Origin of the sequence: Saccharopolyspora sp. NPDC050389 (assembly GCF_040655595.1) — a bacterium.
In the GTDB taxonomy this organism is placed as follows: domain Bacteria; phylum Actinomycetota; class Actinomycetes; order Mycobacteriales; family Pseudonocardiaceae; genus Saccharopolyspora.
In genome coordinates this window covers 5,957-24,814 of record NZ_JBFAKG010000070.1, presented here as the reverse complement: position 1 = coordinate 24,814, position 18,858 = coordinate 5,957, and the positions used below count along the sequence as shown (strand labels likewise).

The following is an 18,858-nucleotide window of genomic DNA, read 5'->3' as shown; positions in this document are numbered from 1 at the left end:
TTCGGGGAGACTCACAGTGTCCGCCATCGCCGAGCGTGGTGTGACCAGCGCCGCGTTCGGCGTGTCGTGCATGACGGCCGGGCGTGGCGCAAACACCACGCCCGGCCGTCCGCCCACTTCTACCAGGTGCGCAATCGCACACTCTGAAATCAGCCGCTTGGCCCATCTTCTCGACCGGCGCCGCCGCGGGTTCCCGGAAGGCTCCCGAGGTTCCGCCGCCCGCACCGGTGCGCAAGACGAGCCGTGCATTCTGCCTACGGCTTCTGCGTCGAGAGCTTGCGGTAGGGCACGACCTCGTCGATCAGGCCGTACTCGGCGGCCTGGTCGGCGGTGAGGATCTTGTCCCGGTCGATGTCCTCGCGGATCTGGTCCTGGGACCGGTTGGTGTGCCGGGCCAACGTGGTCTCCAGCAACTCCCGCATCCGCTGCACCTCGGCGGCCTGGATCTCCAGGTCGGAAACCTGGCCGTAGATGCCCTCCACCGACGGCTGGTGGATCAGCACGCGCGAGTTCGGCAGCGCCTGGCGCTTGCCCTTGGTGCCGGCGGCCAACAGCACTGCCGCGGCCGAGGCCGCCTGCCCGAGGCAGATGGTGCGAACGTCCGGCCGGACGTACTGGATGGTGTCGTAGATGGCCATCAGCGCCGTGAACGAACCACCGGGCGAGTTGATGTAGATCTGGATCTCGCGGTCCGGATCATCGGACTCCAGGAACAGCAGCTGCGCCATCACGTCGTTGGCGGACGCGTCGTCGACCTGGACGCCGAGGAAGATGATGCGTTCCTCGAACAGCTTGTTGTACGGGTTCGACTCCTTGACCCCGTACGCGGTGCGCTCGACGAACGAGGGCAGCACGTACCGGGACTGCAAAGACTGATAAGGGTTCACGACAGGTGACTCCTCGTTGCTAGGTCCGGGCGGGATGATCAGCTGCTCGGCAGGTTCGCGGCGCTCGCCACGTAGTCCACGAACCCGTAGTCGCGGGCCTCGTCCGCGCTGAACCACCGGTCCCGGTCGGAGTCGGCGGTGATCTTCTCCACCGTCTGGCCGGTCTGCTCGGCGATCAGCTCGGCCATCTCCTTCTTGTGCCTGATGAACATGTCCGCCTGGATCTTGATGTCGGACGCCGTACCGCCGAGACCGGCAGACGGCTGGTGCATCATGATCCGCGCGTGCGGCAGCGCGAAGCGCTTGCCCTTGGCGCCCGCGGACAGCAGGAACTGCCCCATCGAAGCGGCCATGCCCATCGCCACGGTGGCCACGTCCGGCTTGATCAGCTGCATGGTGTCGTAGATCGCCATGCCGGCCGTCACCGAACCACCCGGCGAGTTGATGTAGAGCGAAATGTCCCGGTCCGGGTCCTCCGCCGCCAGCAGCAGCAGCTGCGAGCAGATCTGGTTCGAGATCGAGTCCTCGACCTGGGAGCCGAGGACGATGATGCGCTCCCGCAGCAGCCGCTCGTAAACCGAGTCGTTGAGCGAGAGCCCGGTCGTCCCCGTCCGCATGGACGGCGACTGCGCGTCGGACGTCGGAACAGTCAGGTGCTGCGTCACGTCTCCCTGCCTTCTCCCACAATGGGCCGTTGTCCACCGGGGGCCACATCGGCCACTCCGCCCACTTCCACAGTGGACCGGCGCGGCCGGCACGTCGGGTGCGGCCCCAGGTGATGTCCTGCTTCCCTCTCGGGTGATCCGCTACAACCGACCCTAACGAACGTGGGCGGCACCAGCTTCCCAGTACCGCCCACGTTCGCTTAGAGCATGCGTAGAGATTGCTCGGACTGGCCTGCTTGGCGGCGCGAGTAGCGGAACCTCGGAGGCCTTCTCGGCTGCGGGATCCCCGACACACGTATGTCCGGCTGTCCTCGCGAGAAAGACCTTCGAGAACCCGCGGCGGTGCAAGCTGCGAAGGTGGCAGGACGCGGCTGACGCCGCTTGCCTGACGCACATCTGCGGATCACACCCAATCCGGCGAGCTCTATATCCAGTTGTTGCGCGAGAGGCTGGTCACTCCGCCTTCGCGGTCTCCGCCGCCTCGTCCGACTCGGACTCCTGCGGGCCGAACAGCTCATCCAGGTCCAGCTCGTTGCCGGCCGCGTCGGTGACGGTGGCCTGGCGCACGACCGAGAACAGCGCCTTGCTGCGGCGCACGTCGGCGTACAGCGAGCCGAGCTGGCCCGACTGCTGCGCCTGCTGCACGAACTGGTCCGGGCTCATCCCGAAGCGCTGGGCTTGGTAGATGATCCGCTGGGTGAGCTCGTCGTCGGAGACCGAAACGTCCTCGGCGTCGGCGATGGTGTCCAGCACCAGCTGGGTCTTGACCGCCTTCTCCGCGCCGGTGCGGGTCTCCGCGTCGAACTCCTCGCGGGTCTTCTCCTGCTGCTCGAGCCACTCCGCGAAGCGCGCCTCGTCGTGGTCGAACTGGTGCACGGCGTCGTGCTCGCGCACCTCGATCTCGGACTCGACGACCTTCTCCGGCAGCGGCACCTCGACGGTCTCGAGCAGCGCGTCCAGGACCTTGTCCCGGGCCTGCATGCCCTGCTCCATCTTCTTGACGCGCCCCAGCCGCTCCCGCAGGTCGGCGATGAGCTCCTCGACGGTGTCGAACTCGCTGGCCATCTGGGCGAACTCGTCGTCGGCGTCGGGGAGCTGGCGCTCCTTGACCGAGTTGAGCGTGACCGAAACCTCGGCGTCCTTGCCCGTGAGCTCGCCGGCCGCCAGCTTCGTGGTGAACGTCTTGGTGTCACCCTCGCTCGCGCCGATCAACGCGTCGTCGATGCCGTCGATGAGCTGGCCGGAGCCGATCTCGTAGGACAGCCCGCTGGTCTTGGCGTCCTCGACTTCCTCGCCGTCGACGGTGGCCGACAGGTCGATGCTGACGAAGTCGCCTTCCTGCGCGGGGCGCTCAACCCCGGCCAGGGTGCCGAAGCGGGCGCGCAGCGAGTCGAGCTGCTCGGTCACGTCTTCCTCGGCGACCTCGACGTCGTCCACGCTCACCGACAGCTCGCCGAACGCGGGTACGGTGATCTCCGGGCGGACGTCGACCTCGGCGGTGAATGCGATCTCGGCGCCGTCCTCGATCTTGGTCACCTCGATGTCCGGGCGACCGAGGGTGCGCACCTCGCTGCTGTTGACCGCCTCCAGGTACTTGGCCGGGACCGCTTCGTTGACGACCTCGTCGAGCACGGGGCCCCGACCGATGCGGCTCTCCAGCACCCGCGCCGGGACCTTGCCCGGCCGGAAGCCGGGGATGCGGACCTGCTGGGCGAGTGCCTTGTACGCGCGGTCGAAGTTCGGCTTGAGCTCGTCGAACGGCACCTCGACGTTGATCCGGACGCGCGTCGGGCTCAGGTGCTCGACGGTGCTCTTCACGTGGTCTCCTAGTGCGAACGTGCTTGATTCCCGGCGCTGCCAACGGGCGCGGCATACCACCACGTCCAACGATGCCGGGCTGACCTCCGAGTCTATTGCTTCCCGCCGGGGCACACGGCCCGGGGTTGCAACAACCCGCATTGGCCAGCCTCACCTAACCACCAGGCGGCCATCCGTGCTTGAGTGGAAACGTGCACCACACCGCAGCCGACGCGGCCACCTGCGCCGCCCTGTCCGAGACGTTCGCCGAGCCGCTGCCCGGCACCGCCGCGGTGGCAGGCAGCTGGTTGTGCCTGGAACAACGCGGCCCCTGGGGCCACAACGCGCTGGTCCAAAGCCACCTGGACCCCGAGCTGGGGCGGGCGCTGTCCGCGCGAGCCGACGAGCACGGCGTGCGGATCCAGCTCATCCGGCAGCCCGGCCGGCACGCGGACACCGCCGACGACCAACCGCGCCGGGTGTTCCTCGCGCACACCGCGCCCGGCACCGGCTGGCTGCGGACCGCGACCACGACCAACCCGGCCGACCTGCTCGAACTCGACTTCGCCCGGATCGCCGACGGCCACCACGACGGCTGGGGCCGGCACCTCGCCGACCCGCTGCTGCTGGTGTGCACCAACGGCCGCCGCGACCGCTGCTGCGCGCTGCTCGGCCGCGAACTGATCACCAAACTCGCCGGCCGCCACGACGGCTCGATCTGGGAATCCACGCACACCGGCGGACACCGCTTCGCGCCCGCCGCGGTCGTGCTGCCCAGCGGCTACACCTACGGACGGCTCACCGCGCACGCCGCCGAAGCGGTGCTGTCCTCCGCCGCGGCCGGGAAGGTCGTGCTCGACCACTGCCGCGGCCGGTCGTCGTGGACCCGCGCCGGACAAGCCGCCGAACTCGCCATCCGGGAACACATCGGCGAATACCTCGCCGACGCCCTGCGCGTCACCGGCGAAGAAACCGGCCAGGTGACGATCGCCCACCAAGACGGCCGCAGCTGGCAGGTCACGGTCCGCGAACACGAACTCGACCCACCACGCCCCAACAGCTGCGGGAAGAAAGCGGTCCGCCCCACCACCTGCACCGCCGAAGCCATCAATGGCGGGCCAACGCACCCGCCGCAGAACCCAGCCGAGTGGGCGTCACCGCGGTCATGATGCCGTCCGGCGGCACCGACGCAGGCGAAACCGGCGGCCCCGGGACGCACAACGACACGACGACCAAGAAAGCCACGACGGCGCCCAGCACCACGCACACCGCCACAGCCGGCGGCTGAACGCGGAACCCGACCACACTCCAATCGCGCACGACGAAGGAATCGGCCACCCGCGACAGAGCGTTACCAACCGCAGCCACCCGCTGCGACGCACATCACCACGCCGAACCCGCCGACGGGCAAAAGAAAACCGGCCACCCGCCTACAGGCGAGCGGCCGGCCGCGACGTCGGGGTGGCGGGATTTGAACCCACGACCCCTCGCACCCAAAGCGAGTGCGCTACCAAACTGCGCCACACCCCGTCCGACGTGCGGCACACCCGGAAAACCCGGGTGCGTTGCGGAGAGCCTATCGCGACCCGCTAAGCTGTGACACGCAAGGTCGCCCAACCCGCAAGGGTCAGGCGAAACCGCACGCGGGCGTAGCTCAATGGTAGAGCCCCAGTCTTCCAAACTGGCTACGCGGGTTCGATTCCCGTCGCCCGCTCCGAGTTGGGTGTTTTGTGTCTGGGTTGGGCCCAGACCTTCACTCTTCGCCTTCGCTGTGGGGGGCCGAGCCCCCCACACCCCCCACGGTGCGGGGTCATCTTCTCTTTGCTCCTTGCTTTCGGGGCGTTCCCGGCCTGGGTTTTGACCAGCCGTGCCGCTTCGCGGCCAAGACAAAGCCTCTTCGCAGCCGAACCTCTACGCAGCCGAGCCAGTGAATCTTGCCGCTTCGCGGCTGAAGTTGAAGTCGTGCCGCTTCGCGGCTGAACCGGGTGCGTGCCGCTTCGCGGCTGCGCTTGGGTGCCGGTTCGTGGCTGGGCTTGCTGAGGTGGTCTGCGGGGTTGGGATTGTTTGTGTTGGTTTGGCTTGGGTTTGGTGGGGATTGGGGTTGTTGGGAATAAAAAGGCTTTGGGTTTTGTCAGGGGGTTGCGCGACGCTTGTAGTTGGCTTGAGGGCGGGTTGCGCCCTCGTGGGCGTTTCTTGATCTCTTGGGGGTTTTGTGCGGCGGCTTGAGTACAAGTGGTTGGTTGGCATCACCTTTGTGCTGGCGCTGATCATGCAGATCCTCGACGTCACCATCCTGAACGTCGCTTTGGCCACGTTGGGACGGGAGTTCCGGGTCGATGCCGCTGCCCTGCAGTGGGTTCTCACCGGTTACATGATCAGCCTCGCCGTCTTCATCCCCTCCTCCGGTTGGATCGCCGATCGGTTCGGCAGCAGGCGGACCTTCCAGGCCGCCGTGGTGATCTTCACCCTCGCTTCCGTGCTGTGCGGGGTTTCCACCGAGATGTGGCAGCTGATCGCCGCCCGGGTGCTGCAGGGCGTCGGCGGCGGCATGCTGGTGCCCGTCGGTCAGGCGATGTTGTTCCGCGCCTTCCCGCCCAACGAGCGCGCCAAGGCCGGCGCCGTGCTCTCCATTCCCATCACCGTCGCCCCAATGCTCGGGCCCGTGCTCGGTGGCCTCCTCGTCGAATACGCGAGCTGGCGCTGGATCTTCTTCATCAACGTTCCCGTCGGGGCGCTGGCACTGCTGTTCACCGTTCTCTTCCTGAAGGAGGAGGCGCGCCGCGATCCCGGCCGGTTCGACCTGCCCGGGTTCGTGCTCGCCGGGGCCGGGCTCGCCACCCTGCTCTACGGCCTCGACCAGGGCGCGCAGCTCGGCTGGGGCGAGCCCCAGGTCTGGTTGAGCCTCGCCGCCGCGGTGCTGCTCATCGGCGGGTTGATCTGGCGGGAGCTGACCGTTCGCGCCCCGATGCTCGACCTGCGACTGCTCACCGACCGGTTGTTCCGCACCGGCAACCTGCTGCTGCTGTGCCAGACCGGCGCGATGTTCGGGGTGCTCTTCCTCATCCCGCTGTACCTGCAGAACCTGCGCGGGGTGTCGCCCATGCACGCCGGGCTCGTGCTGATGCCGCAGGCCATCGTCATGCTGCTGACCACCCAGGTGATCAGCCGGATCTACGGCCGGGTCGGGCCGAAGCGGCTGATCCTGGCCGGGTTCGCCGTGCAGGTCGTGATCGGGCTCGGGCTGCAGCTGCAGGGCGTCGACACCTCGCTGTGGTTCCTCGTCGCGTTGCTCGCGGTGCAGGGCGTGGCGATGGGGCTGCTGATGACCCCGGTGCAGACCGCGACCTTCGCCCGGATCTCCGGCCCGGCCATGGGCCAGGCCAGCTCGATGTTCAACGTCAGCAGGCAGGTCGCCACCGCGCTGGGCACCGCGATCGTGGCGACGGTGCTGGTGGTGCTGACCGAACGCGGCATGTCCACAGTGGATCCCGCCGCGGCCGCCCAGGTCGCCGCGGTGCACCTGGGCGCCTACCACGGCGCGTTCCTGGTCTCGGTGATCTTCGCCGGGCTGGGCCTGCTGCTGGGCCTGCGCGTGCGCGACTCCGACGCGGCGGCCAGCCTGGACGCCCCGGCCCCGAAGGCACGGCAGGGTGAACGCGAGCCCTCGGAAACCGTGAGATAGCTCAAGCTCGCCCCACGCCCGGACCGGCCCGGGCAGTATGTGAGGGGTGACCGACATGCCACACGCCGATCAGGTCCGCAATCACGCCCGCTGGCGCCCGGGCTGGCACGCCGGGCGCACCGGCTACGCATGGCTGCTGCCGCTGGCCGACCAACCCGGCCTGCGCAAGCTGGTGAACGACTACCAGTACGCCCTGCGCGACCTGCCAGGCTTCGACCTCGTCCCGCTGGAATGGATGCACATCCTGGTGCAGGAGGTCGGTTTCACCGACAAGATCGACGAAGACCGCATCGAGGCACTGCTGACCGCCGCCCGGCCGCGGCTGGCGTCGGTGCTGCCCCTGACCCTGGCGTTCCACCACGCCGTGGTGCTGCCGGAGTCGCTGTCGCTGCCCGCCGAGCCGCAATCGACGGTGCTCGAACTCCGCGCCGCGGTGCGGGAAGCGACCGCCGAGGCCCTCGGCGAATCGGCGCTCCCGGCGGAGCCCGAGGACGTCGACAAGCACGTCAGCCTCGCCCACTCCACCACCGACGGCCCGGCGATCTTCGCCATCGCCACGCTCAGCGCGACCGCGGTGGAACCGATCACGGCCAAGGTGCCGGCGCTGTCGCTGGTCAAGCTCAACCGCGACCACTCGTGCTCCGAGTGGGAGACCATCGCCGAGGTTCCGCTCGGCGCCTGACCGAAAAAACGGGTCGCACGACCGGCTCTTCGACGGTAGGAACGCCATATGGCGGACCTCACCACGAGAAATCTTGCGGCCGACGACTACGAAAGCTTCTTCGCGGTGTTCACCGCGGCCTTCCTCGACGACACCCGGGATCCCGCGATGGAGCGCTACCGCGAGGTCTTCGACCCGTCGCTGGCGCACGGAACCTTCGACGGCGACGAGCTGATCGGCGTCGCCGGGCGGTTCGCGCTGGACATCACCGTGCCCGGCCGGGTGCAGCACCCGGTCGCGGCCGTCACCGCGGTCGGAGTCAAGCCGGGTCACCGGCGGCGCGGCGTGCTGACCTCGCTGATGCGCGCCCAGCTCGACGAGCTGCACGGCACCGGCACCGGGCTCGCCGCGCTGTACGCCTCGGAAGGCTCCATCTACGGCCGGTTCGGCTACGGCCTGGCCAGCTACGAAACTCGCCTGAGCCTGCCTCGCGGCGCCACATTTCTGTCCACTGTAGACGTCGATGAGCGGCGAGTCCGGGAGGTCGACCGGGAAACCGCGCTGGAGTTCGCGCACCGGCGCTACCCGGAGGTGGCCGCGAACCGGACCGGCTGGCTTTCCCGCAGCGACGGTTCCTGGGAAGTCCGGATGATCGACGATCGCGCCGAGCGCGGTGACCTGGGCAAGGTCAGGTTCGCGCTGCACCCCGACGGCTACGTCATCTACCGCCCCAAGCGCGACTGGACCACCCGCGGCCCCGCCTACCAGCTGCGGGTGCTGGAGCTCGTCGCGGCGACCCCGCAGGCCTACGCCGCGCTCTGGCGGTACCTGCTCGACATCGACCTGGTCGGCGAGGTGCACTGGTTGAAGGCCGCGCTCGACGAGCCGGTGGTGAGCATGCTCGCCGACCCGCGCGCGGCGAGCCGGCAGGTCCTCGACGGGCTGTGGGTCCGGCTGGTCGAGCTCGACCGGGCGCTGACGGCGCGCCGGTATTCGGCCCCGGTGGACGTCGTGCTCGACGTCGCCGACCGGTTCTGCCCGTGGAACGCGGGCCGGTGGCGGTTGACGGCCGGCTCCGACGGCGTCGGGCAGGTCGCCCGCACCGACGATCCCGGCCAGCTCGAATTGGACGTCGCCGACCTGGCCGCGGCGTACCTGGGCGGCAACACGCTGGCCGGTTTGGCCCGCGCCGGACGGGTCGCCGAGCTCGCCCCGGGCGCGCTGCTCGAAGCCTCCCGCGCGTTCGCCACCGACGACGCCCCGCACTGCCAGGAGAGCTTCTGACCCGACCGCATTCCTGCTCCGGCGGCGTACTGTCGAAATCAGCGCGTTCCGCCGGATCAGGAGGCACGGGTGACCGCAACCATCATCATCGTGATCGCCCTCGTGGTGATCGTCGCCGCGGTCTGGTGGTCCCGGCAGAAGGCCGTGGCGCACCAGCGGAAGCAGCTCGAGGACGCCAAGGCCGAAGCACGGCGCTGGGTGGAGCGGCTGGGCGGTCAGGTGCTCAACCTGATCGGCACCAACGAGGCGGCCAAGCAGGCGCTCGCCGACGCGGCGGAGCGGCACGGTGCGGCGATCTCCCAGCTCGACCAGGCGAGCACGGCCACGCAGGCGCGCCTGACCACGGAGTCCGCGATGGAAGGCCTGTACTACGTGCGGGCGGCGCGGATCGCGATGGACATGGACCCGGGCCCGGAACTGCCCGACCTGTCCGGCCAGCACGGCGCGGGCAAGGTCACCGAGTACCGCGAGGTCGAGGTGGAGGGGCGGCAACAGGTGGCGTCGCCGAACCCGACCGAGCAGACGCCGCACTACTACCCGGGCGGCACCGTCGCCGGGCGGCCGGTGCCGCAGGGCTGGTACAGCGAGCCGTGGTGGAAGCCGGCGCTGGTCGCGGGCGCCTGGGGTGTGGGCTCGTTCGTGCTGATGAGCGCCCTGTTCGGCGGCATGGCCGGGGTCCCGGCGGAGGCCGCCAACGCGGAGGGCTTCCAGGACGGCGCGGGAGCCGACGGTGACCAGGGCTTCGACGGCGGAGACCAGGGCGACGCCGGCGGCTTCGACGCGGGCGACTTCGACATGGGCGGCTTCGACATCTAGCCGTGCGCCGGCCGGCACTCGCAGTGTTGCGGCAGGCGCACCGGTTTCCGCTGGTCACGGGCCGTGCACGGTTTGTGCTGCTATAGCGACACAAAACACGCACGGGTCCGGGCCTGCAGAAACGCCGGCGCAGGGAGCGGTGTCTAGTCCGCTTGGCAGGCAGGACACCAGTAGAGCTTGCGGGCCGACAGGTCGGCCATTGCCACCGGCGTGCCGCAGATCAGGCAAGGCATCCCCGCGCGCCGGTAGACGTAGACCTCGCCGCCGTGCCGGTCCTGCCTCGGCGCTCGGCCGGTGGCCTCGGGCAGGTGCTCCGGGCGCACCGTGTCGATGCGCCCCACCCGCACCCCGTCGGCCATCAGCTCGACGAGGTCGGCCCAGATCGCCTCCCACTGCTCGCGCCCGAGCGAGCGGCCCGGCGTGTAGGGCGGAATCCCGTGCCGGAACAGCACTTCCGCCCGGTAGACGTTGCCGACGCCGGCCAGCACCTTCTGATCCATCAGCAGTGCGGCGATGCTGGTGCGGGAACGCGAGATCCGCTGCCAGGCCTGCTCGGGATCGGCGTCCCGGCGCAGCGGGTCCGGCCCCAGCCGCCCGCGCAGCGCGGCGACCTCCTCGCCGGTCAGCAGCTCGCACGCGGTGGGCCCGCGCAGGTCCGTCCAATGCGTGCGGCCGATGATGCGCATCCGAACCTGGCCGCGGGGCTCGGTCAGCGGGAGCTCGAACTCGGTGAACGTGCCGTACAACCCGAGGTGCACGTGGACGACTTGCTCCGAGCCGTAGAAGTGGAACAGGTGCTTGCCGTGCGCCTCGGCCCGCTCGAACACCGAACCGGTCAGCAGCGAGGCGCTGGTGGCGAACCGCCCCTGCGGGCTGCGCACCTGGACCTCCGTGCCGGCGAACAGGTCGCCGTGCAGCCCGGCGAGCCGGTGCAGCGTGTGGCCTTCAGGCATGTCAACAGTCCGTCCGCGTCAAGCGAGGATCCACAGCACGACCGATTCCACGAGGTACGCCGCCACGCACCACAACGCGACGAACAGGCCGCGCGGAACCGGCCGGTCGGGGTGCCGGAACACCGCCCCGGCCAACAGCGAAACGCAAATCGCGAGGATGCCGCCCACGATCAGCCACAAGCCCACCCCGAGCACGCAGTCTGGTTCCGCGCAAGCCGCATCGACGAGGACGGGCGAGAGAGTGCGCTGCCCGAAGAAAAGCACCAGCACGCCGACCGCGGTACCCGCCGCCGCCACCAGAGGTGTCAGCAGCGCCGCGGTCGGACGCGCCGGTGCCATGAGATCAGTTGCCCGGCAGGGCCGGGGGCTCGCCGTTCTTCTCGTAGTCGGTGAGCAGGTCGATCCGGCGCTGGTGCCGGCCACCCTCGAATTCGGTGGTCAGGAAGGCCTCGACGATCCGCTCGGCTTCGTCGACGGTGTGCATCCGCGCACCGACGCCGGCCAGCAGCGCGTTGTTGTGCTGCCGGGCGAGCTTCGCGGTCTCGACGCTCCAGGCCAGCGCGGCGCGGGCGCCGGGGACCTTGTTCGCGGCGATCTGCTCGCCGTTGCCGGATCCGCCGAGGACCAGCCCGAGGCTGCCCTCGTCGGCGACGACGCGGCGGGCGGTTTCGACGCAGAACGGCGGGTAGTCGTCCTGGGCGTCGTATTCCGCCGGGCCGATGTCGGTCACGTCGTGACCCTTGTCGGTCAGCCACTTGACGAGGTGGTTCTTGAGTTCGTAGCCGGCATGGTCGGAGCCGATGTAGACGCGCACGCGGGCAGTCTGCCAAACGGCTCACCACCCCCGCACACCCCGGTTACGCTACCCGCCGTGACCAGCATCGATGTGCACACCGACTGGGCCATGCCCGGCCTGCACGCCATGGCGGACCACCCGGTGCTCGTGGTGGTCGACGTGCTGTCCTTCTCAACGGCGGTCGACGTCGCGACGAACACCGGCGCCCGGGTCATGCCGCTGCGCTGGCAGGACGACTCGGTGCCCGAGGATGTCGTGCTGGCGCAGCCCCGCAGTCTCGACAGGTGGTCGCTGAGCCCGTCGTCGCTGCGCACCCTGACACCGGACGTGCTGTTCGGGCTGCCGTCGCCGAATGGCGCGACGCTGTGCGCCGAGGCGGCCACCACCGGGGCCACGGTGTTCGCGGGCTGCCTGCGCAACGCGGAGGCCGTGGCCAGCGCGGCTGCGCAGGTAGGTGGCCCGATCGGAATCATCGCCGCCGGGGAGCGCCGGGACGACGAACTGCGGCCCGCCATCGAAGATCTCCTCGGGGCGGGCGCGATCATCTCCGCGCTGCCCGGGCGCCGCTCTCCCGATGCCGAGCTGGCCGCTGCCGCGTTCCAAGCCGTGTCGGGTGAGATCGGCGCGATGCTCGCCGACTGCGAATCCGGCCGCGAGCTCGCGGAGCTGGGATTCGCGCACGACGTCACGCTGGCCGCCGAGGTCAACAGCAGCCGGCGGGCGCCCGTGCTGCGGGACGGGATCCTGGCGGCTCGGTGAGGGCGGTTGCCGTTCTCGAAGTTCGGCACCTCCGGAACACCGGCCGTCCACACTGGATGCGCCGCCGCGACTCCGCTGAGCTGCATTTCCCGCGCGCGAATTAGATCATTCGGATTAATGAACTGATCTGTTCGGCCGATTTGTGTCGCCTGGTGGATCCGAACAGTTTCCCAACACGTCATTCTTTGCGGAACAGGGGGGTTCTGCCGGGGAGGACGCGTGGTTGAAGACATCGGTGCTGCCGAGCGCATGGTCCAGCAGTGGCAGGAACGCGCCGCGGAGAAGGCCGAGAAGTTCGGCCGGATGCAGCAGGAGATCGAGCAGATCTCGGTGACCGAATCGTCCCGCGACGGAGCGATCCAGGTGACCATCGGCTCGAACGGCATCCTGCAGAACCTGCAGCTCTCCGAGAACGCCAGCAACCGCCCGATGGCGAAGCTGGCCGCCGAGATCATGCGCTCCGTGCAGACCGCGCAGGCGAAGATCCCCGACCTGATGCAGCGAGCGGTCGCCGACACGGTCGGACTGGAGGACTCCGCCGCCCAGCACGTGCTCGGCGAGGCGCGCAAGAACTTCCCGGAACCGCCCGCGGATGAGAACGGGCCGCAGCAGCGCGACGCCAGCCTGCCGGAGATGCAGTTCGGGGTGGAAGACGACTACGAGGAACCGCCGCAGCGGCAACAACCCCCGCAACGCCCCGCCGCGCCGCCCTCTCCCCCGCCTCCGCAACAGCGGCCATCGCGCCGCCGCCCGGACGACTTCGATGACGACGACTTCAGCGGGGGCTCGTTCCTGCGCTGAGTTCCGCACTGAGGGGAGCAGACGATGGCCGACGAGATGAACGTCGTCATCGAGAACCTGCGAACGCATGCGTCCAAAGTGGATGGTGTTGTCGATCAGCTGACCACCGCCGTGGACGCGTCGCAGCAGGTGACGATGAACAACGACGCCTACGGGATCCTGTGCCAGCCGTTCGCGCTGATGCTGCAGCCCGTCGAGCAGTACGGCGTCGAGACGCTGCAGAAGGCCGTGGAGGCGATGCAGGACACCGCCGAGAACGTGCGCGGCGCCGCCGAGGACTACCAGTCCACCGATGACGACAACAGCTCGATGTTCCGCGGGATGCAGTGATGGCCGACAATCCGCTCGTCGTAACCGAGGACACGCTTCCCAAAGACCCGAACGAAACGCCCGACGCCTTCAAGGGCGTCGGCATCCTGGAGTCCTACCACGACGTCACCAGCCTCAACGACGAATCCAGCTGGGTGGAAGCGGGGCTGGCCTACGGCGGGGCCGCGATGGAAGTGGCCAGCATGGTCATGGACCCCATCGGCACGCTGGCCTCCTACGGCGTCTCGTTCCTGATCGAACACGTGCAGCCGCTCAAGGAAGCGCTGGACTGGTTCGCCGGCGATCCGGACGGCGTCAAGGCGTACGGCGCGACCTGGCAGAAGGTCTCCGAAGCCGTCAAGCAAGCCGCGGAGGAGTACAACAGCGCCGTCCAGGGCGACACCGCGCAGTGGACCGGCTCCGCCGGCGACGCGTACCGCAAGCACGCCGAGGAGAAGGCCAGCGCGCTGAGCGACGCCAGCGAGCTCGCCGGCACCCTGAGCACCGTCGTGACGGTGATGGGCGAGGTCGTCTCGTTCGTCCGCGAATTCGTCCGCGACCTGGTCGCCGACTGTGTCTCGCGGCTGATCACCTACGCGCTGGAAGCGCTGTGCACCTTCGGGCTCGGCACCCCGGTGATCGTCGCCCAGGCGACCGCGTTCATCTCCAAGACCGTGTCGAAGATCAGCGAAGTCGTCCAGAAGCTGGTCAAGACGATCAAGAACGTGGCGCCGAAGATCGCCAAGATGGTCGAGGTCCTGGGCAAGATCCTCAAGAAGCTCGGCAAGGGCATCAAGAAGGTCGTCGACGCTCCCGGCAAGCTCGCCGACAACTTCGCCGAGGGCTCCTGGAAGAAGTTCGACGACGCCTTCGGCACCAACGTCGTCGGCAAGCACAACACCAAAACGGGCGGCGGCCCGAACATCAGCGGCGACGGCGGCTCCGACGGCGGCTCGGGCTCGGGTAGCGACGGCGGCTCGGGTTCGGGCAGCGACGGCGGCTCCGGATCGGGCAGCGACGGCGGCTCCGGCAGCAACGGTTCCGGCAACGGCTCGGGCTCCGGGTCCGGCGGCAACGGTTCCGGCAACGGGTCGGGCTCCGGGTCCGGTGGCGACGGATCGGGGTCGGGCTCCGGTTCCGGTGGCGACTCCGGTTCCGGCAGCAGCTCGGGCTCCGGTAGCGACGGATCGAGCTCCTCCAGCTCCAGCGGAACCTCCAACTCCGACCCCAGCGGTTCGGGATCCAGCTCGGACGGCTCGGGCTCCGGCGGCGACGGCCGGTCGAGCGGCGGCGATTCCGGCGGTTCGCACTCCGATTCGTCGGCCAGCGGTTCGTCGAGCTCCAGCAGCACGGACTCGGGCGGTACGCACTCGTCGAGCTCGTCGCCGGACAGCAGCAGGCCGACCTCCTCGCCCGACGGCTCCGCGCCGCACTCGGGCGGTTCGAGCAGCCACTCCAGCAGCAGCTCGCCGGACGGCCCAGGTTCGAGCAGCCACTCCAGCAGCTCCTCGCCCGACACCTCCGGCCCCAGCAGCCACTCCAGCAGCAGCTCCTCACCAGATGGCCCGGGTTCCAGCAGCCACTCCGGGGGCGGGTCCTCCGGATCGCCCAGCGGAGGGCAGGCGCCGGACAGCCGCAACACCGCTTTCTCCGGCGACCTTTCCGGCAGTCCCAGCGGCGGCTCCAGCCCGCACGGCGGAGGCTCCAGCCCCGACGCGGGTGGCTCGCCGAGCGGCGGCTCCAGCCCGCACGGCGGCGGATCGTCCGGCGGCGGCATGCCCGGTGGCGGCGGGACGCACAGCGGTGGCTCCGGTGGCGGCGGCAGCCACTCGCCGTCGTCCTTCGACCGGCCGAGCAACCCATCCGGCACGAGCTCGTCCAGTGTGGACGCTCCAGCAGCTCCGCAAACCGCACCATCGCCCAACGCTCCCCGCACCGATCAGCCGAACGCCGGAGCCCCGGCGGGCGGCGCGATGGGCGGTGGCATGCACGGCGGTGGCGCCGGCGGCGGTGGCGCCAGCCCGAGCGGCGGCGGAAGCCGTCCGGGTTCCGGAGGCGGCTGGACCGGCACGCCGGGCAGCCCCGGCGCGGCCGGACGCCCACCGTCCACTCCGGACGCTCCGCCGCGCCCGCGCGGCCCCGAGGGCAGCGGTACCCGCCCGCCGGAACGTCCCACCGCGGCGCCCCGCGGATCGGCGGGACCGGACGCACCGCCCCGCCCGAACGGCGGACCGACCGGCTCTCCCCGACCGACAGGCCCCGACAGCCGCGGGCCGGGAGGCCCCGGCGCGCCGCGCACCGACGCGCCCGGATCCCGCCCGGACGCGCCGAACCAGCGCCCCGACGCAGGCGGGCCCGGCTCGAAGCCGGACACCACGAAGGCACCGGACACCACAAAGACACCGGACTCGTCCAAGAGCCCGGACCCGACGAAGTCCCCGGACGGCACCAAGTCGCCGGACACGTCCAACCAGCCGGACTCGAAGGGCCCGGACACGGACAAGCCGAAGGACGGTGCGGACTCCCAACGCGAGCCCGACACGACGGACAAGCCGAAGGACGGCACCGACTCCCAGTCCGAACCGGACGGGCCGGACAAGCCGAAGGACGACGCGGACAAGCCGCACGAGCCGGACGCCGACAAGCCGGAGCCGGGCACGCCCGAGTACGACCAGAAGATCAACGACGGCGCCGACACCCTCGACAACAACCGCACCGATGCGGGGACTTCCGGCCACACCGACCCGAACATGCAGGACCTGGCGCACCGGGTTCCGGACGACGGCAAGCACTTCACCGTCGACGCGCACATGGGTCCGGACGGCCGGATCGACATCGGCGGGCGCAGCTACTCGCCGGACGAATTCGCCGACGTGCTGCGCCGCTCCGGCTGGGACGGCCAGAGCCCGATCCGCCTGGTCAGCTGCAACTCCGGCGACTTCGCCGGTGACCTGGCGAAGAAGCTCGGCGTGGACGTCACGGCCCCGCGCGGCATGGCCTGGACGGACACCAACGGCAACGTCTTCGCCGGCAGCCGAGCCTCGGACGGCGGGCCCACCTGGCCGCCGGACGGCGGCTGGGACACCCACCACCCGGACGGCACGAACTCCCCGGCCAGCGACGACGCCTTCCACCCGTCCCGCGACGGCGAAGACATCGGCGACCGCCCCGACGACGCCGAAGCGCGCGGGAACCAGGAGAAGCTCAGCGAAGAGGAGATCAAAAACCGCAAGGAGGCGCTGAGCAAGTCGCCGCACGACAACAAGTACTACCTTTACGGCGGTGGGCACGAAGCGCGTCTGCGCGATGGCCAGAGCGGCCCACCGCTGCGGTGGGACGAGAACAGCAACGGGTGGGTCCAGCGCGAAGGCACGCTCGAACCGACGCCCGACACTCCAGATCACCTCAGGGACGACCACACGTACATGCGCTGGACCTACGAGGGTGACCGTCCGGCCATCTCGGAGGCCACCAAGCACAGCGTCTACCAGAACACCGAGATGAACCCCGATGGTTCGTACAAGTGCGCGGCCTCCGGCAAGCCCATCCCGGTGGGCGTGGACGACGCCGGGAAGCCGCAGTTCTACGAACGCGTCGGCACACCGCCGAACCAGCAGCTCAGGGAAACGGAACCGCCGGACTGGTACACGCGCGGGGAGGAGCCCCCGGCACCGCCGCACGACAAGTTCACCGTCCCGAAGCAGGAAGAGGTGGACGGCAAGCACCGGAGCGTGGCGGACATGGGCCACATGCCGGACTACGAGTACTGGCGCCAGCGGGAGTTCGCGATCCACCACGAGGTGACGCGCGACCAGTACAAGGCGATGTACGACCACCCCGACCACTACCGCCTGGAACTCAAGTCGGAGAACCAGAAGCACAGCCACGAATCGACGGCGCCGGGCTTCGGCAAGTACCCGCAACTGTTCGAGAAGCACTTCCAGGGCCAGCAGCTGCAACCGATCTCCACCACCCCCGTCGATCCGCAAACGATCGTCAAGGGAGGACCGAAGCTCGGAGACCCCCGCCGCTGATACGGTCCTGGAACGCTCGCCGGGACAGCCGCATACTTCCAGGAAGAACGATCGGAGTACCTGTGACGAACGCCCAGCAGCCCCCCGAGCTGCTCGACCACCTCGAGCAGCGACTCGGGCCGGTTCAACGGATCGAGTCGGCGCAGTCAGACCGCGGCAACCGCGGCTACGACCTGACCTTCTACCAGAACGAGGAGCCGCCGGTCACCACCGTGGTCACCAACGGCCTGCGGTTCCAGAAGATCACCTCGATGCTCCCCGAGGAGCTGGTCTGCTCGCTGCGTTCCGACCAGCAGCACATCGCGCACTACCTCACCGACTCGATCGCCTCGTTGATCATCAAGAACGAGCGGGGCATGGAGTACGGATCGGTTTTCGACAACGACCAGCCGATCATCGAGGGCACCGAGATCGTCGGGCTCATCGCGCACACCAGCCCGATGTTCGACGAGGCGTTCAACCTCTACCCGGACCAGACCAAGCCCCAGCTGCAGATCCTCACCTTGGTTCCGATCACCAAGCCCGAGATCAACTTCGTGGGCCGGGAGGGCGCCGACATGCTCTTCGAGGTCTTCCACCTGAACGGGACGAACATCCTGGACGTACGCCGCGAATCCGCCGTCTAGCCACGGCCGACGAGATCGACCAGGCCGACCGTCCGGGCTACGCCGTCCTGCCCAGGTGGTCGGCCGTTCGGGTGGTTTCCGGCAGGCGGTACTTCGGCGCCAGGCGGAGCACCAGGTCGCAGGCTCCGTCGAGGGTGTAGCGGTGGCCGACGGAGACGAACACCGGCTTGACGCCCCGCTGCGTCCGCAGCGCCCGGCCGACGACTTCGTCGTTCATCCGCAGCGGCGACCAAGCTCCGCGCGCCTCGCCCGGCGGCTCGTAGCGGCCCATCGCCGTCTTGCCCACGCCGATGCTCGGGAGGTCAGTCAGCACGCCCAGGTGGCATGCCAGGCCGAAGCGGCGCGGGTGGGCCAAGCCCTGCCCGTCGCAGACCAGGACGTCCGGCACCACCGACAGCTCGGACAACGCCCGGAGCAACGACGGCGCTTCGCGAAACGCGAACAGTCCCGGCATGTAAGGAAAATCGGTCTCGCCACGCACGACAACACTGTCCACAACGGACAGGGTCGCCACGTCGAGGACCGTTACCGCCGCGACCAGCTGATCCGAGTCGTCGCGGTAGGCGACGTCCAGGCCCGCCGCCGTGCGCACTTCCGCGGGCTCGCCGTCGAAGCGCACGAGCGGGCGCAGTTGTTCCTGGATCGCAACGGCTTCGGCCTCCGTCGAAGGCCACGGGTGCGGTTCGCGTGCGCGGATCACGCCGCCGATCGTATGCCAGGCCGGGAACGGGGCCGGGGGGGGGTTGGGTGGGGGGGGGGGGGCGCAAGAGAAACGGCCCCCCCCCGCG

17 protein-coding genes and 2 tRNA genes are annotated in these 18,858 nt (G+C 69.6%); 11 read left to right on the top strand and 8 right to left on the bottom strand.

From position 1 onward, the window contains the following. Positions 1-254 precede the first annotated feature (254 nt). The 3 genes from AB0I53_RS34765 to tig form a co-directional block, all read right to left on the bottom strand. The gene (locus AB0I53_RS34765; RefSeq protein ID WP_358612695.1) at positions 255-887 is read right to left on the bottom strand and encodes an ATP-dependent Clp protease proteolytic subunit; all 633 of its coding nucleotides are present in this window, start codon (positions 885-887) and stop codon (positions 255-257) included. 38 nt (positions 888-925) lie between these two features. Next, positions 926-1,552, bottom strand: coding sequence for an ATP-dependent Clp protease proteolytic subunit (locus AB0I53_RS34760; RefSeq protein WP_358612693.1), 627 nt, complete (start codon positions 1,550-1,552; stop codon positions 926-928). A 453-nt stretch (positions 1,553-2,005) separates the two neighbouring features. Then, positions 2,006-3,370 carry a trigger factor gene (tig, locus tag AB0I53_RS34755; protein WP_358612691.1) on the bottom strand — a complete coding sequence of 455 codons (1,365 nt, stop codon included), beginning with the start codon at positions 3,368-3,370 and terminating at the stop codon, positions 2,006-2,008. Positions 3,371-3,561: 191 nt separating this feature from the next. Here tig and AB0I53_RS34750 point away from each other — a divergent pair, with 191 nt between their 5' ends. Beyond that, positions 3,562-4,518: a sucrase ferredoxin gene (locus AB0I53_RS34750; RefSeq protein WP_358612689.1), complete on the top strand. Its 957-nt coding sequence runs from the start codon at positions 3,562-3,564 to the stop codon at positions 4,516-4,518. Between the two features lie 287 nt (positions 4,519-4,805). On the opposite strand, the gene AB0I53_RS34745 is transcribed toward AB0I53_RS34750, so the two are convergent. Further along, positions 4,806-4,879 (bottom strand) — tRNA-Pro (locus AB0I53_RS34745). Positions 4,880-4,992: 113 nt separating this feature from the next. On the opposite strand from AB0I53_RS34745, the gene AB0I53_RS34740 reads away from it, so the two are divergent. From AB0I53_RS34740 to AB0I53_RS34720, 5 genes are all read left to right on the top strand, one after another. Further along, positions 4,993-5,063: transfer RNA gene (locus AB0I53_RS34740), tRNA-Gly, on the top strand. 522 nt (positions 5,064-5,585) lie between these two features. Continuing rightward, complete coding sequence (locus tag AB0I53_RS34735) at positions 5,586-7,031, top strand: DHA2 family efflux MFS transporter permease subunit (RefSeq protein ID WP_358612687.1); 1,446 nt, start codon at positions 5,586-5,588, stop codon at positions 7,029-7,031. 55 nt (positions 7,032-7,086) lie between these two features. Next, the gene (locus AB0I53_RS34730; protein ID WP_358612748.1) at positions 7,087-7,713 is read left to right on the top strand and encodes a 2'-5' RNA ligase family protein; all 627 of its coding nucleotides are present in this window, start codon (positions 7,087-7,089) and stop codon (positions 7,711-7,713) included. Between the two features lie 48 nt (positions 7,714-7,761). Beyond that, positions 7,762-8,976 (top strand): GNAT family N-acetyltransferase, encoded by a 1,215-nt coding sequence (locus AB0I53_RS34725; protein WP_358612685.1) that lies wholly within the window; start codon positions 7,762-7,764, stop codon positions 8,974-8,976. A 69-nt stretch (positions 8,977-9,045) separates the two neighbouring features. Then, a complete protein-coding gene (locus AB0I53_RS34720) occupies positions 9,046-9,792 on the top strand; it encodes a hypothetical protein (RefSeq protein WP_358612683.1) in 747 nt (248 codons plus the stop codon). 143 nt (positions 9,793-9,935) lie between these two features. On the opposite strand, the gene AB0I53_RS34715 is transcribed toward AB0I53_RS34720, so the two are convergent. From AB0I53_RS34715 to AB0I53_RS34705, 3 genes are read right to left on the bottom strand one after another with little or no spacing between them, the layout of a single operon-like run. Beyond that, the gene (locus AB0I53_RS34715) at positions 9,936-10,745 is read right to left on the bottom strand and encodes a DNA-formamidopyrimidine glycosylase family protein (protein ID WP_358612681.1); all 810 of its coding nucleotides are present in this window, start codon (positions 10,743-10,745) and stop codon (positions 9,936-9,938) included. An 18-nt stretch (positions 10,746-10,763) separates the two neighbouring features. Further along, positions 10,764-11,084: a hypothetical protein gene (locus AB0I53_RS34710; RefSeq protein WP_358612679.1), complete on the bottom strand. Its 321-nt coding sequence runs from the start codon at positions 11,082-11,084 to the stop codon at positions 10,764-10,766. A 4-nt stretch (positions 11,085-11,088) separates the two neighbouring features. Continuing rightward, positions 11,089-11,559, bottom strand: coding sequence for a ribose-5-phosphate isomerase (locus AB0I53_RS34705; RefSeq protein ID WP_358612677.1), 471 nt, complete (start codon positions 11,557-11,559; stop codon positions 11,089-11,091). 57 nt (positions 11,560-11,616) lie between these two features. Here AB0I53_RS34705 and AB0I53_RS34700 point away from each other — a divergent pair, with 57 nt between their 5' ends. From AB0I53_RS34700 to AB0I53_RS34680, 5 genes are all read left to right on the top strand, one after another. Beyond that, entirely contained in the window at positions 11,617-12,300 is a 684-nt protein-coding gene (locus AB0I53_RS34700; protein WP_358612675.1) for a 2-phosphosulfolactate phosphatase, read from the top strand. Positions 12,301-12,519: 219 nt separating this feature from the next. Beyond that, entirely contained in the window at positions 12,520-13,101 is a 582-nt protein-coding gene (locus tag AB0I53_RS34695) for a YbaB/EbfC family nucleoid-associated protein (RefSeq protein WP_358612673.1), read from the top strand. A gap of 24 nt (positions 13,102-13,125) precedes the next feature. After that, positions 13,126-13,431, top strand: a complete 306-nt coding sequence (locus AB0I53_RS34690; protein WP_358612671.1) for an ESX-1 secretion-associated protein — start codon at positions 13,126-13,128, stop codon at positions 13,429-13,431. Further along, a complete protein-coding gene (locus AB0I53_RS34685; RefSeq protein ID WP_358612669.1) occupies positions 13,431-17,444 on the top strand; it encodes a GH-E family nuclease in 4,014 nt (1,337 codons plus the stop codon). Before AB0I53_RS34690 ends, AB0I53_RS34685 begins: the two co-directional genes overlap by 1 nt. A 62-nt stretch (positions 17,445-17,506) precedes the next feature. After that, on the top strand, positions 17,507-18,070 hold the full coding sequence (locus tag AB0I53_RS34680; protein WP_358612667.1) for a suppressor of fused domain protein: 564 nt from the start codon (positions 17,507-17,509) through the stop codon (positions 18,068-18,070). Positions 18,071-18,107: 37 nt separating this feature from the next. Here AB0I53_RS34680 and AB0I53_RS34675 read toward each other — a convergent pair whose 3' ends face one another. After that, positions 18,108-18,770 (bottom strand): endonuclease V, encoded by a 663-nt coding sequence (locus AB0I53_RS34675; RefSeq protein WP_358612663.1) that lies wholly within the window; start codon positions 18,768-18,770, stop codon positions 18,108-18,110. Positions 18,771-18,858 lie beyond the last annotated feature (88 nt).